We start from the raw sequence: 13,759 nt of genomic DNA on the forward strand, positions 1-13,759 counted from the left end.
TCTAATGAACAATAAAATATAAATTTAGGTAAATTATCTGCGGACTAGATTAATGATGATAAGTATCAAAGTTGATGGTAAAGAGATTGAAGTTCCTGACTACTATACATTGCTTCAAGCCGCTGAAGCTGCTGGCGCTGAAGTGCCGCGTTTTTGTTTTCATGAAAGTCTGTCAATCGCTGGGAATTGTCGTATGTGCTTAGTTGAGGTCAAAGGTGCTCCTCCAAAACCTCAAGCTTCTTGTGCGATGGGAGTTCGCGATTTACGATTAGGACCTAATGGTGAAATACCTGAAATATTTACCAATAGCACGATGGTTAAAAAAGCTCGTGAAGGTGTTATGGAGTTTCTCCTCATTAATCATCCGCTAGATTGTCCTGTATGTGATCAAGGTGGGGAATGTGATCTTCAAGATCAGGCAATGTTTTATGGTCGTGATTGTTCTCGTTATTCGGAAAACAAACGTGCTGTAGAAGATAAATATATCGGTCCGCTTGTAAAAACTGTTATGACACGGTGTATTCATTGTACCCGTTGTGTTCGTTTTACAACAGAAGTTGCAGGTGTTTCAGAACTTGGTTTAATTGGTCGTGGTGAAGATGCTGAAATTACAACCTATCTTGAAAAAGCAATGACATCTGAATTGCAGGGGAACGTTATTGATCTTTGTCCGGTGGGTGCTTTAACCTCAAAGCCTTATGCATTTCACGCACGTTCATGGGAATTGGCTAAGACAGAATCAATTGATGTAATGGATGCACTTGGTAGTGCCATTCGAATTGATAGTCGGGGGCGTGAAGTTATGCGAATCATACCACGTACGAATCAGGACATAAATGAGGAATGGATTTCTGATAAGACCCGCTTTATTTGGGATGGATTACGCACTCAGCGACTTGATAAACCATATGTTCGTAAAAAAGGAAAACTTCAACCTGCAAGTTGGTCGGAAGCTTTTGCTAGTATTAAAACAGCAATATTTAAGACTCCAGCAGAAAAAATTGGTGCAATTGCAGGAGATCTAGCGTCTGTTGAAGAAATGTATGCGCTTAAAATATTGCTCACTTCATTGGGGTCAAAGGTATTTGATTGTCGTCAAAGAGGGATGGCATTATCACCTGAATTAGGTCGCTCAAGTTATATTTTTAATCCAACTATTGTGGGTATTGAGCAAGCCGATGCATTGCTCATTGTAGGGTCTAATCCGCGTACTGAAGCTGCTGTTTTAAATGCGCGTATTTTAAAGCGTCAACGGATGGGGCAATTTCCGATTGCATTAATTGGAGAACAAGTTGATTTACGTTATCCATATTCTTATCTTGGAGCTGGTACTGAAGCATTGAATGCACTTATTAGTGGAGAGAATGCGTTTTTTGATGTTCTGAAAAAAGCTAAAAGGCCACTTATTCTTATTGGGGAAGGTGCTGTTTCAGGTAAAGAGGGTTTATCTGTTTTAAAAAGTCTCGCAAAATTATCTGATATTGTTGGTGCTCTTAATAAAGAATGGAATGGTTTTGGTGTTCTTCATAATGCTGCCTCGACTGTTGGGGGGTTAGATATTGGTTTTGTTTCTAAGATTGGAACTGAAAATATTGTTAAAACTTGTGAAGTCTTATTTTTACTTGGTGCCGATGAAGTAGAATTAACTCATAAAAAGGCTTTTACAATTTATATTGGTAGTCATGGTGATAATGGTGCGCATGCTGCTGATGTAATTTTGCCAGCGTCAGCTTATACTGAAAAGTCAGGACTTTACGTTAATACGGAAGGTCGTGTTCAAATGACGAATCGAGCTGGTTTTGCTCCGGGTGAAGCGAAGGAGGATTGGGCAATTTTGCGTGCTTTATCTGATGTTTTAGGAAAAAAGCTTCCTTTTGATTCTTTATCACAATTAAGACAGAATTTATTCAATGATTTTCCACATCTTTGCGCCATTGATGATATAGCTCCTTCATGTGTAAATGATATCAAAGTGCTCGGTTCACAATTAATTGTTCTAAGTAAGCAAACATTTGCTTCTATAATTAAGGACTTCTATTTAACAAATCCAATAGCGCGTTCTTCTGCAGTTATGGCTGAGTGTTCTGCTCTTGCAAAAAGTTGTGCTGCTGGATTTGTAGAGTAAGAATAGAAGGGAAAAGGAATATTATGTATGATTTCTTTATGACCTGGCTATTACCATTGCTGATTATAGTAGGCAAAACACTTTTCCTTTTGGTTGTTCTTTTAGTTTTAATTGCCTATCTTCTTTATGCAGATAGAAAAATTTGGGCTGCTGTGCAATTGCGACGGGGGCCGAATGTTGTTGGCCCATGGGGGTTATTACAATCTTTTGCGGATTTAATTAAATTTGCTGTTAAAGAACCTATTATTCCTGCTGGTGCTAATAAAGGTGTTTTCCTTTTAGCTCCTTTTGTTTCTGCTACGCTTGCATTGTCAACTTGGGCTGTTGTGCCAGTTAATGAAAATTGGGAAGTTGCTAGTATCAATATTGGTTTGCTTTATATTTTAGCTATTTCATCTCTTGAAGTTTATGGCGTTATCATGGGGGGGTGGGCGTCAAATTCAAAATATCCTTTTCTAGGAGCTCTTCGTTCAGCGGCACAAATGGTTTCTTATGAGGTTTCAATTGGATTTGTTCTTGTAACTGTTGTTTTGATAAGTGGTTCATTAGACCTTACAACAATTGTTCGTGAACAAAGTAGGGGACTCGGAATGAATCTTGGTCTACCTTTTAACAGTTTTCTTGACTGGAATTGGTTAGTTCTTTTTCCAGTGTTTATTATATTTTTTATTTCTGCACTTGCTGAAACAAATCGTCCTCCCTTTGATTTAGTTGAAGCAGAATCTGAGCTTGTTGCTGGTCATATGGTAGAGTATTCCTCAACTCCTTATATGCTTTTTTTTCTTGGTGAATATGTTGCTATTGTTTTAATGTGTGCATTAACAACCATTTTATTTTTAGGTGGTTGGTTACCTCCTTTAGATGTTTGGTGGCTTAATTGGGTTCCAGGTGTTATTTGGTTTGTTTTAAAGGTTTGTTTTGTATTTTTTGGTTTTGCTATAGTTAAAGCATTTGTACCGCGTTATCGTTATGACCAATTAATGCGGCTTGGTTGGAAAGTGTTTCTTCCTATTTCATTGGCAATGGTTGTGATAACTGCTGCTGTTTTAAAATATATTAGTTTTGCTTAAAGAGGGGGTGTTTCTTATGTCAGGTCTTATTCAAGCGGCAAAATCACTGCTTCTATTAGAATTTATAAGTGCCTTTTTTTTGGCGATGCGTCAGTTTTTTTCGCCAAAACCTACAATTAATTACCCTTATGAAAAAGGTGTTGTTTCTCCACGTTTTCGTGGTGAACATGCTTTACGTCGTTATCCAAATGGTGAAGAACGGTGTATCGCATGTAAATTATGTGAAGCAATTTGTCCTGCACAAGCTATTACAATTGAGGCGGGACCACGCTGCAATGATGGTACACGTAGAACTATTCGTTATGATATTGATATGGTTAAGTGTATTTATTGTGGTTTTTGTCAGGAAGCTTGTCCAGTTGATGCTATTGTGGAGGGGCCAAATTTTGAGTTTGCAACAGAAATGCGTGAAGAACTTTATTATGATAAAGAAAAGCTTTTAAGTAATGGAGATCGTTGGGAAAGAGAAATTGCTCGTAATATATTGATGGATGCGCCTTATCGTTAAGTGTATCTTCAAATAAATAGCCGGATGATTCTATCTAGAAAATTGAGTCTGGTATGAATTTTATGCTAATTAGTGATTATTAATCGAAGGAAATCCTATGCTAACAGGTTCAGCAGCGGTATTTTTCTATATATTTTCTTTTATCATGCTTGTAAGTGCAGTTACTGTTGTTGCTGCACGTAATCCAGTGCATTCAGTGTTGTTTTTAATCTTGGCATTTTTTAATGCAGCGGCTTTGTTTGTGCTTTTAGGGGCCGAATTTTTGGGGCTTATTTTGCTTGTTGTTTATGTTGGTGCTGTAGCAGTTTTATTTTTATTTGTGGTTATGATGCTTGATGTGGACTTTGCTGAATTAAAAAGTGGGGTGCTCCGATATATCCCTATTGGTGCTTTTATTGGTGTTATTATTGTTGTAGAATTAATTTCCGTTTTTATTAGTAGCCATTTTTCTCCGACTTTAAGATCTTATGTTACACAACCAATGCCAGATTTAACGCGGCGAACAAATACGCAAGCGTTAGGAGATGTTCTTTATACAGATTATATTTTCTATTTCCAAATTGCTGGAATGATTTTATTAGTTGCAATGATTGGCGCTATTGTTTTAACACTTCGTCATAAATCTGGTGTAAAACGACAATCAATTGCAGTGCAAGTCGCTAGAACGGCAAAAAATGCAATTGAAATCAAAAAAGTTGAATCAGGTAAGGGTATTTAGCGGGGAAACGACTATGCATATTGATATTTCTCATTATCTCACTGTTTCTGCGGTAATGTTTACAATTGGCATTTTTGGCATTTTCCTAAATAGGAAAAATGTGATTATTATTCTCATGTCAATTGAACTCATATTACTTTCAGTCAACCTCAATTTTGTTGCGTTTTCAGCATTTCTTCATGATCTGGTTGGTCAAATATTCGCTTTATTTATCTTGACAGTCGCGGCTGCTGAAGCAGCAATTGGTTTAGCAATTCTTGTTGTTTTTTTCCGTAACCGCGGTTCTATCGCAGTTGAAGATGTTAATATGATGAAAGGCTGATAAGTAATGTATTATGCAATTGTCTTTCTGCCGCTTTTGGGCTTTTTAATTGCTGCTGTCGGCGGAAAAACTATAGGGTCTCGTGCAAGTGAGATTGTCACATCTAGTTTCATGATAATTGTTGCTGCATTATCATGGATAGCTTTTTTAAATATTACTATTGGTCATACTTCAGCAGTTAGTGTGCCGGTCTTACATTGGGTAACTGTTGGTAACTTGATTTTTGATTGGGCCTTATATATTGATACATTAACAGCCGTTATGCTTGTTGTAGTTAACAGTGTTTCAGCATTGGTGCATGTTTATTCAATTGGCTATATGCATCGTGATCCTTCAAAATCCCGTTTTTTTGCCTATCTTTCTTTGTTCACATTTATGATGCTTATGCTGGTGACAGCTGATAACCTAATCCAAATGTTTTTTGGTTGGGAAGGTGTTGGGCTTGCTTCTTATTTACTAATTGGTTTTTGGTTTCAGCGAGCTTCTGCTAACAAAGCAGCAATGAAAGCTTTTGTAGTTAACCGTGTTGGTGATTTTGGGTTTCTTTTAGGTATTTTTAATATTTTTGTTTTGTTTCAGTCAGTTAATTTTGCACATATTTTTGCAAAGGCTGTAGATGTTAACTTTGTACAAAATGCAACATTTTTAGGTTGGCAGCTTGATGGACAAACAGCAGTTACCGTAACGTGCCTTCTTTTGTTTATCGGTGCCATGGGTAAATCAGCACAATTTCTTCTGCATACATGGCTTCCTGATGCAATGGAAGGACCAACACCTGTGTCTGCTCTCATTCACGCAGCAACAATGGTGACTGCTGGCGTTTTTATGGTTGCACGTATGTCGCCAATTTTTGAACTTTCTTCAACAGCTTCTACCATGATTATTATTGTTGGAACAATGACTGCACTTTTTGCGGCCACTGTGGGGCTTGTGCAAAATGATATAAAGCGCGTTATTGCTTATTCAACATGTTCACAGCTTGGTTATATGTTTGTTGCTTTAGGTGTTGGAGCTTATGGAGCAGCTGTTTTTCATCTCTTTACACACGCTTTTTTTAAAGCTTTATTGTTTCTCGGTGCGGGTTCTGTAATTCACGCAGTATCTGATGAACAAGATATGCGAAAAATGGGGGGATTGCGCAAACATATACAAGCAACTTATTGGATGATGATTATAGGAACTATTTCATTAACAGGTGTTGGAATACCAGGCACATTTTTTGGTACAGCAGGTTTTTTCTCAAAAGATGCAATTATCGAATCCGCTTTTGCATCACATAATATTGCCTCAGGATATGCTTTTTGGCTTCTCGTTTTGTCTGCTTTATTAACAAGTTTTTATTCATGGCGACTTATATTTATGACATTTCATGGTAAGCCACGTGCAACTGTTGATGTTATGCATCATGTTCATGAATCACCTCCGGTTATGTTGATTCCTCTGCTTGTTTTGTCTGTTGGAGCGCTATTTGCAGGTATAGTTTTTCAGCCTTACTTTTTTGGTAATTTGTATGATACTTTTTGGAAAGGCGCGTTGTTTACAAATAGCCATAACCATATTCTTCATGAAGCGCACAATGTGCTAAATTGGGTAAAATGGTTACCATTTACAGCAATGGTTTTTGGATTTATTTTAGCTTGCCTATTCTATATTTTTGTTCCATCACTTCCTAAGAGACTTTCTGAGTTGATGCCTGCATTCTACCATTTCCTTTACAATAAATGGTATTTTGATGAACTTTATAATTTTTTATTTGTCCGTCCTGCTTTAAGAATTGGTCACTTTCTTTGGAAGGTATGTGATGGTAAAATTATTGATGGCTTGGGTCCAAATGGTATTGCTGCACGTGTTGTTGATATTACAAACAAAATTGTCCGACTGCAGACGGGGTATCTTTATCATTATGCGTTTGCGATGCTTATTGGTGTCACAGCGTTAATCACGTGGGTAATGATCGGGGGAATAAATTGATGAACGACTGGCCTATTCTCTCTACAGTTACATTTTTACCGCTTGTTGGTGTATTTTTGATTTTATTAATCAAAGATGATACTGAGGCTGAAAAACATAATATACGTAATGTAGCATTTTTTACATCTGTCTTTGTCTTTATTATCTCTTTAATTATCTGGATGGGATTTGATAATACAAATTCCAACTTCCAGATGATCGAGAAATTCGATTGGTTAGATGGTGGCATTAGTTATCATATGGGTGTTGATGGCATTTCTATCCTTTTTGTCGTCCTTTCAGCTTTTTTATTTCCGTTCTGCATTTTGGCAAGTTGGGAGAATATTAAAGACAGATTAAAAGCTTATATGATTGCTTTTCTTCTCCTTGAAGTTGCAATTATCGGAGTCTTCTGTGCTCTTGACGCAATATTATTTTATATTTTTTTTGAGGGTAGTCTCATTCCAATGTTTATTATTATTGGTGTTTGGGGTGGGGCGCACCGTGTTTATGCGAGTATGAAGTTTTTCCTATATACTTTGCTTGGTTCGGTGCTCATGTTAGTTGCTATTATGGCTATGTATTGGGAGGCGGGAACACTTGATATACCAACTTTATTGACCTATCAATTTTCTGCACATATGCAAATGTGGTTATGGCTTGCATTTTTTGCTTCTTTTGCAGTTAAAATGCCAATGTGGCCGGTCCACACATGGTTACCTGATGCGCACGTAGAAGCACCAACAGCAGGCTCTGTTATTTTGGCTGGAGTATTGCTCAAATTGGGTGGTTATGGTTTTCTCCGTTTTTCTTTACCAATGTTTCCTATTGCTTCAGCTGATTTTGCTCCTTTAGTTTTTGTATTATCGCTGATTGCAATTATTTATACATCGTTGGTTGCACTTGTTCAAAATGATATAAAAAAGCTTATTGCCTATTCGTCAGTCGCTCATATGGGTTACGTAACAATGGGCATTTTTGCTATTAACGAGCAAGGTATTCAAGGTGCTATTTACCAGATGTTATCACATGGGATTGTTTCTGCAGCTTTGTTTCTTTGTGTTGGAGTTATATATGATCGTTTACACACGCGTGAAATTTCGGCTTTTGGTGGTTTAGTAAATAATATGCCAAAATATGCGGTTGTATTTTTGGTCTTTACTATGGCGAATGTCGGTTTACCTGGAAGTTCAGGTTTTTTAGGTGAATTTTTAACTCTAATAGGTGTTTTTCAAATTAATAAACTAGTTGCAATTTTTGCTACAACGGGTGTTATTTTATCTGCCGCTTATGCACTTTATCTTTATCGACGTATGATTTTTGGTCCCTTAGATAAGGAAGGTTTGAAAGTGCTCCGTGATCTCTCTCTAAGAGAAAAAATTATCCTTTATCCAATGGTTATTCTTACAATATTTTTTGGTGTTTACCCAATGCCGATTCTTAAAACAACGGCGTTTACAGTAGAAACCCTTATTAACCAGCTGCACTAAATAAGAAATAAATGCTCATGCAAACTGATATAATAACTCAATTAATATTAATTTTTCCAGAAATTCTAATAGCACTGGGAGGCATAGTACTCCTTTTAATTGGTGTTTATTCCGGTGCACGTTCATATTTAACTATTACTGGTTTAGCAATTGCCCTACTTGTTGCAACTATTACTATTATGGTCATCTTTCCGCAAAATGGCCTTTTCTATACCAACACGCTCATTATTGATTCCTTTAGCCGCTATATGAAAGTGTTGACTCTTGTCGGTGCACTCTTTGCTCTCATTATGTTTGTTGGTTTTGCTTGTTCTCAGAAATTTGATATATTTGAATTTCCCGTATTAGTCCTTTTTGCGACTTTGGGTATGATGTTAATGATTTCAGCTGGGAATATACTGTCACTTTACATGGGGTTAGAATTACAATCTTTAGCTCTATATGTTCTCGCTGCAATTAATCGTGACAATATAAAGTCTTCTGAAGCTGGTATAAAATATTTTGTTTTAGGTGCGTTATCCTCAGGTTTTTTACTTTATGGTATTTCATTACTTTATGGTTTTACTGCTCAAATTGGTTTTCGCGAAATTGCTTTTGCTTTAAATAATGAAGTTTTACAATTGGGTGTTGTTTTAGGCATTGTTTTTATTCTAGCTGGTTTGGCTTTCAAGATTTCTGCAGTTCCATTTCACATGTGGACACCTGATGTTTATGAAGGAGCACCAACACCTATTACAGCATTTTTTGCTTGTGCTCCTAAAATTGCAGCAATGGCATTAATTATTCGTATCATTGTTGTTACTTTTATTCCATTAGGAAGTCTTGATAGTTCTATGCCTGCATGGCAGCAGATTTTAATATTCATGGCAATTGCGTCAATGGTATTGGGCGCATTTGCAGCAATTGGCCAGAGTAACATTAAGCGTTTAATGGCTTACTCATCCATCAGTCATATGGGGTATGCACTTGTTGGTCTAGCTGCTGGAAGTATGCTTGGGGTGAAAGGTGTTATTCTCTATATGACCATTTATCTTGGTATGACTCTTGGTTCATTTGCTTTTATTATTGGAATGCGGACCAGTGACGGAAATGTTGAAAATATTTATGACCTTGCAGGGTTGGTAAAAACTAATCCATTTATGGCTATTATGATGACGATACAGCTTTTTTCTTTAGCAAGTATACCTCCTATGGCCGGTTTTTTTGGTAAATGGTATACATTTTCTGCAGCTGTTCATGCAGGTCTTACCCCACTTGCCGTCATCGGTATGGTGGCTTCTGTTATTGGTGCATTTTACTATTTACGGATTATTAAAATTATGTGGTTTGACACTGCAAAAACTAGTTTCATTGTTTTATCAAACGAACTTAAGCTTTGTCTTGGGCTTTCTACATTATTCATTTTATTTTATGTATTTTTTGGAATTTGGTTTGCTGAATTTGCAGAAAAAGCAGCAACATCATTATTTTAATAAGCATGGTTTATGCATTATCAGATTTTGCCTTAAAACAAGGGTATGTTCTTGAATCATATGAAAGTGTAGATTCCACAAATCTTATTGCACAACAAAAAGCAGGTGCTGGTCATTGTGGTTATCTTTGGGTTGTTGCAGAAGAACAAACGCAAGGAAGAGCAAGAAGAGGTAGGACATGGTATAGCCCGAAAGGGAATCTGTATTCCAGCCTTCTGTTAGTCGATGAGATTGTCTGCCAAACTGCTGCTCAACTTGGTTTTGTTACTGGAATAAGTATGACAGAAGCCATAAAACATTTTATAAAAGATAGAGAAAGTAATATTGTTAGTTTAAAATGGCCAAATGATATTTTACTAAAAGGAATTAAAAGCTCTGGAATCTTACTTGAGCTCTTTACATTAACCCCACAAAAATATGCATTGGTTATTGGTATTGGCATGAATGTAAAACATCATTTTAAAGGTGCACCCTATTTAACATCAAGTATAAAGAATATTGGATTAGATATTGATAAAGAAGAATTATTTATGGTTCTAACAAGATGTTTTGCTGAAAATTATCTCCTTTGGAAACAGTCAGGAGGTTGTGATATAATCCGCAAAAAATGGCTTTCATATTCAGCTCATCTTGGACAACCTATCAAAATAGTCAATGGTAAAAAGCTTACCGAAGGTATTTTTGATGGTCTTGATCATGATTTCAGCTGCATTGTCAAACAAAAAGATGGTCAGAAAGCAATTATAACAGCTGGAGATGTTTATTTTGGTTTGGCTGCTTCTGCTAATACAAATCATTATTAACTTATAAAATTTTATTTCACCATGAGATTATCTTAATAGTTTAGGAGATATTTATGGTTTCTGCCAATGAAAGTGAATTGGTTTTTCTGCCTTTAGGAGGGGTAGGGGAAATAGGAATGAATTTGGCTGCTTATGGATTTGGTCCAAAGGATTGCCGAGAGTGGTTGCTTGTCGATATGGGGGTCAGTTTTGCAGGGCCTGAATTGCCAGGAGTCAATCTTATTTTGCCAGATATTCATTTTCTGGAAGATGAAAAACATAATGTGCGTGGTCTTGTTTTGACACATGCTCATGAAGATCACTATGGTGCTGTCCTTGATTTATGGCCAAAACTTCAGGTTCCTCTTTATTGTACTCCTTTTACAGCAGGGTTATTAGAGAGTAAAAAGCGATCAAATTTCAAATTTCATAAAATTCCATTAAATATTTTCCAAGCTGGCGATTGTTTTCAGATTGGGCCATTTACAATTGAAGCTATTGCGGTCAATCATTCAATTCCAGAGTCTGTTTCTTTAGCAATTACGACATCTTTAGGAAATTTGATTCATACTGGAGACTGGAAAATTGATCATACACCTTCGCTTGGCCCCATAACAGATGAAAAAAGATTACGGATTTTAGGGAACAAAGGTATTTTAGCGTTGATATGCGATTCTACTAATGCTCTTCAAGACGGTATAGCGCCATCAGAACAACAAATTCGGGAAAGTCTTTCTGAAATTATTTTGAAGGCCGAAGGCCGCGTTGTTATTGTGACTTTTTCGTCGAATATTGGTAGAATACGTTCAATTGCTCTTGCGGCAGAATCTGCTGGACGTCAAGTTCTTTTAGTCGGGCGCTCTATAAAACGTAGTGTTAGTGTAGCACAAGAGCTTGGTTATTTGAATAGTTTAGCGCCGTTTATAATGGAAGATGATTATAGTCATACTCCACGAAAAAACTTGGTTTTGGTAGTAACAGGAAGCCAAGGTGAACCGTGTTCTGCAGTAGCAAAACTTTCACGAAACGAAATGAAAAATATTGCACTCTCTCCTGGTGATACAATTATTTATTCATCACGCAGTATTCCAGGAAATGAAAAAGCTATTCTTGAAATACAAAATCGTTTTATTGATCAGGGTATTAAAGTAATTACAAATAATGATGCTCTTGTTCATGTTTCGGGCCATCCTCGCCGTTTAGAACTTCTACAAATGTATGATTGGGTAAAACCACAAATACTCGTTCCTGTGCATGGTGAAGCAGTACACCTTGTGGCTCAAGCAGCTTTAGCGCGTCAAGCTAATATTAAGACTATCGCTGAAATTAGAAATGGCGATATGCTCCGTCTTGCTCCCAAACCAATAGAGATTATTGAAAAAGTACCTGTCGGTCAAATTTACAAAGATGGTTACCTAATTGGTAATGAGGATGAAGTAGGGATTAATGAGCGTCGCAAATTAAGTTATGTTGGTCATGTTGCAATTTCTCTCCATATAAATAGCAAACACGATTTACTTGATGATATTGGTTTTACAGCATTTGGATTACCTAAAAACGACGGAAAAGGGAAATCATTAAATGATATCCTTTTAGCTGTTGTAGAAAATACTATTAATAATATTCCACAGATTAAAAGAAAAGATAATGAACTTATTCGGGAAGCAACACGTCGTGCTGTCAGAGCAGCTGTTAATGAAATTTGGGGCAAAAAGCCTGTCTGTACAATTTTCTTACATCGTTCAAAATAAAATTTATTCTTACAATTATTTCTTTTTAGTTAAATTAAGCTAAAAGAATTATCAAGTTAGCTTTAACTAGTGTATTCGTGCTTTACTGAAGATAAGTAAATTAGAAAATATAGCGCAATAAAACTTTTAATATGCTGGTTTGTTATATTTGCAAGCTTTCAGAATACAGCTATGATTAATGCGTAATATTATCTGAGTTGCTCTGATTTGATGAGCTTAATTAGGAGTTAATAATTTCAATGCGCCTTTCTCAATATTTCATACCTATTTTAAAAGAAAATCCTAAAGAAGCAGAAATTGTTTCACACCGACTTATGTTGCGTACAGGCATGATTCGTCAACAAACAGCAGGGATTTATTCTTGGTTACCATTAGGTAAAAAAGTACTTGATAAAATTTGTACGATTATTCGTGAAGAACAAGAACGAGCTGGTGCTTTAGAAATATTAATGCCCACAATTCAATCCGTTGATCTTTGGCGTGAAAGCGGTCGTTATGATGATTACGGTTTTGAAATGTTACGTATTAAAGATCGCCAAGAACGTGACTTGCTTTACGGCCCAACTAATGAAGAAATAGTAACGGATATTTTTCGTTCATATGTTCGTTCTTATAAAGATCTTCCTCTCAATCTCTATCAAATTCAATGGAAATTTCGTGATGAGATTCGTCCGCGTTTTGGTGTGATGCGTTCACGAGAGTTTTTAATGAAAGATGCATATTCTTTCGATCTTGATTATGAAAGTGCAAAAATATCCTATAATCGTATGTTTGTTGCTTATTTACGTACTTTTTCTCGCATGGGATTGAAAGTAATTCCGATGCGTGCTGATACCGGCCCAATTGGTGGCGAACGTAGCCATGAATTTATCATTCTAGCTGAAACGGGTGAAAGTGCTATATTCTGCGATAAACAATTTCTTGACATTACTGTTCCACTTGTTTCGATCGATTTTACTGATAAAACTGTTTTAGCTGATATCGTTAAGCAGTGGACAACTTTTTATGCTGCAACGGAGGAAATGTATAATGAGGAAGAGTGGAATAAAATTTCTAACTCTAACAAGCTTTCAGCACGCGGCATTGAAGTCGGGCATATTTTTTACTTTGGCACTAAATATTCTATACCAATGGAAGCAAAAGTAATGGGGAAAGACGGAAAAGAGCATCCAGTTTTTATGGGATCCTATGGAATTGGACCTTCACGTCTTGTTGCAGCAGCAATTGAAGCTTCTCATGATGAAAATGGTATCATTTGGCCAAAGCCAATAGCGCCATTTGATTTTGGTATCATCAACATGAAACCAGATGATGAAAAATGTAACCATATATGTGAAATACTTTATCAGGGGCTCATACGTGCTGGCTTTGACCCATTGTTAGATGACAGAAATGAGCGTCCTGGTGTAAAATTTGCAACAATGGATTTGATCGGCTTACCAACACAAATAATTGTTGGGCCCAAAAGTGTTGCACAAAATGAGGTTGAAATTAAAGATAGAAAAACAAGCGCTAAAGAATTTTTAACAATTGAATCTGTATTTAACCGATTTTCTACAACTTAGATGGGC

11 protein-coding genes are annotated in these 13,759 nt (G+C 36.5%); all 11 read left to right on the plus strand.

Annotation, left to right across the window (positions count from 1 at the left end):
* The first annotated feature begins 55 nt into the window (after positions 1-55).
* The 11 genes from nuoG to proS all read left to right on the plus strand — a co-directional run bounded on the left by nuoG (position 56) and on the right by proS (position 13,753).
* Positions 56-2,125: an NADH-quinone oxidoreductase subunit NuoG gene (gene nuoG / locus BBBE_RS03465; RefSeq protein ID WP_035464650.1), complete on the plus strand. Its 2,070-nt coding sequence runs from the start codon at positions 56-58 to the stop codon at positions 2,123-2,125.
* A gap of 23 nt (positions 2,126-2,148) precedes the next feature.
* Entirely contained in the window at positions 2,149-3,195 is a 1,047-nt protein-coding gene (gene nuoH, locus BBBE_RS03470; protein WP_010701215.1) for an NADH-quinone oxidoreductase subunit NuoH, read from the plus strand.
* 16 nt (positions 3,196-3,211) lie between these two features.
* The gene (gene nuoI / locus BBBE_RS03475; protein ID WP_007477255.1) at positions 3,212-3,703 is read left to right on the plus strand and encodes an NADH-quinone oxidoreductase subunit NuoI; all 492 of its coding nucleotides are present in this window, start codon (positions 3,212-3,214) and stop codon (positions 3,701-3,703) included.
* 97 nt (positions 3,704-3,800) lie between these two features.
* Positions 3,801-4,421: an NADH-quinone oxidoreductase subunit J gene (locus tag BBBE_RS03480; protein WP_010701216.1), complete on the plus strand. Its 621-nt coding sequence runs from the start codon at positions 3,801-3,803 to the stop codon at positions 4,419-4,421.
* Positions 4,422-4,434: 13 nt separating this feature from the next.
* Entirely contained in the window at positions 4,435-4,743 is a 309-nt protein-coding gene (nuoK, locus tag BBBE_RS03485) for an NADH-quinone oxidoreductase subunit NuoK (protein WP_010701217.1), read from the plus strand.
* A gap of 6 nt (positions 4,744-4,749) precedes the next feature.
* Complete coding sequence (gene nuoL / locus BBBE_RS03490; protein ID WP_010701218.1) at positions 4,750-6,714, plus strand: NADH-quinone oxidoreductase subunit L; 1,965 nt, start codon at positions 4,750-4,752, stop codon at positions 6,712-6,714.
* A complete protein-coding gene (locus BBBE_RS03495) occupies positions 6,714-8,183 on the plus strand; it encodes an NADH-quinone oxidoreductase subunit M (protein ID WP_010701219.1) in 1,470 nt (489 codons plus the stop codon). Before nuoL ends, BBBE_RS03495 begins: the two co-directional genes overlap by 1 nt.
* 17 nt (positions 8,184-8,200) lie before the next feature.
* Positions 8,201-9,655: an NADH-quinone oxidoreductase subunit NuoN gene (gene nuoN / locus BBBE_RS03500; RefSeq protein WP_010701220.1), complete on the plus strand. Its 1,455-nt coding sequence runs from the start codon at positions 8,201-8,203 to the stop codon at positions 9,653-9,655.
* On the plus strand, positions 9,655-10,458 hold the full coding sequence (locus BBBE_RS03505; RefSeq protein ID WP_152023181.1) for a biotin--[acetyl-CoA-carboxylase] ligase: 804 nt from the start codon (positions 9,655-9,657) through the stop codon (positions 10,456-10,458). The genes nuoN and BBBE_RS03505 overlap by 1 nt, the downstream gene beginning before the upstream one ends.
* Before the next feature lie 53 nt (positions 10,459-10,511).
* Positions 10,512-12,188 (plus strand): ribonuclease J, encoded by a 1,677-nt coding sequence (locus BBBE_RS03510; protein ID WP_010701222.1) that lies wholly within the window; start codon positions 10,512-10,514, stop codon positions 12,186-12,188.
* A 239-nt stretch (positions 12,189-12,427) separates the two neighbouring features.
* Positions 12,428-13,753, plus strand: a complete 1,326-nt coding sequence (gene proS / locus BBBE_RS03515) for a proline--tRNA ligase (protein WP_010701223.1) — start codon at positions 12,428-12,430, stop codon at positions 13,751-13,753.
* Positions 13,754-13,759 lie beyond the last annotated feature (6 nt).

It is taken from the genome of Bartonella bovis 91-4, assembly GCF_000384965.1.
In the GTDB taxonomy this organism is placed as follows: domain Bacteria; phylum Pseudomonadota; class Alphaproteobacteria; order Rhizobiales; family Rhizobiaceae; genus Bartonella; species Bartonella bovis.

Coding starts and splice junctions, on each gene's coding strand:
- nuoG (WP_035464650.1), top strand. CDS start 56: ATGATAAGTATCAAAGTTGATGGTAAAGAGATTGAAGTTCCTGACTAC.
- nuoH (WP_010701215.1), top strand. CDS start 2,149: ATGTATGATTTCTTTATGACCTGGCTATTACCATTGCTGATTATAGTA.
- nuoI (WP_007477255.1), top strand. CDS start 3,212: ATGTCAGGTCTTATTCAAGCGGCAAAATCACTGCTTCTATTAGAATTT.
- BBBE_RS03480 (WP_010701216.1), top strand. CDS start 3,801: ATGCTAACAGGTTCAGCAGCGGTATTTTTCTATATATTTTCTTTTATC.
- nuoK (WP_010701217.1), top strand. CDS start 4,435: ATGCATATTGATATTTCTCATTATCTCACTGTTTCTGCGGTAATGTTT.
- nuoL (WP_010701218.1), top strand. CDS start 4,750: ATGTATTATGCAATTGTCTTTCTGCCGCTTTTGGGCTTTTTAATTGCT.
- BBBE_RS03495 (WP_010701219.1), top strand. CDS start 6,714: ATGAACGACTGGCCTATTCTCTCTACAGTTACATTTTTACCGCTTGTT.
- nuoN (WP_010701220.1), top strand. CDS start 8,201: ATGCAAACTGATATAATAACTCAATTAATATTAATTTTTCCAGAAATT.
- BBBE_RS03510 (WP_010701222.1), top strand. CDS start 10,512: ATGGTTTCTGCCAATGAAAGTGAATTGGTTTTTCTGCCTTTAGGAGGG.
- proS (WP_010701223.1), top strand. CDS start 12,428: ATGCGCCTTTCTCAATATTTCATACCTATTTTAAAAGAAAATCCTAAA.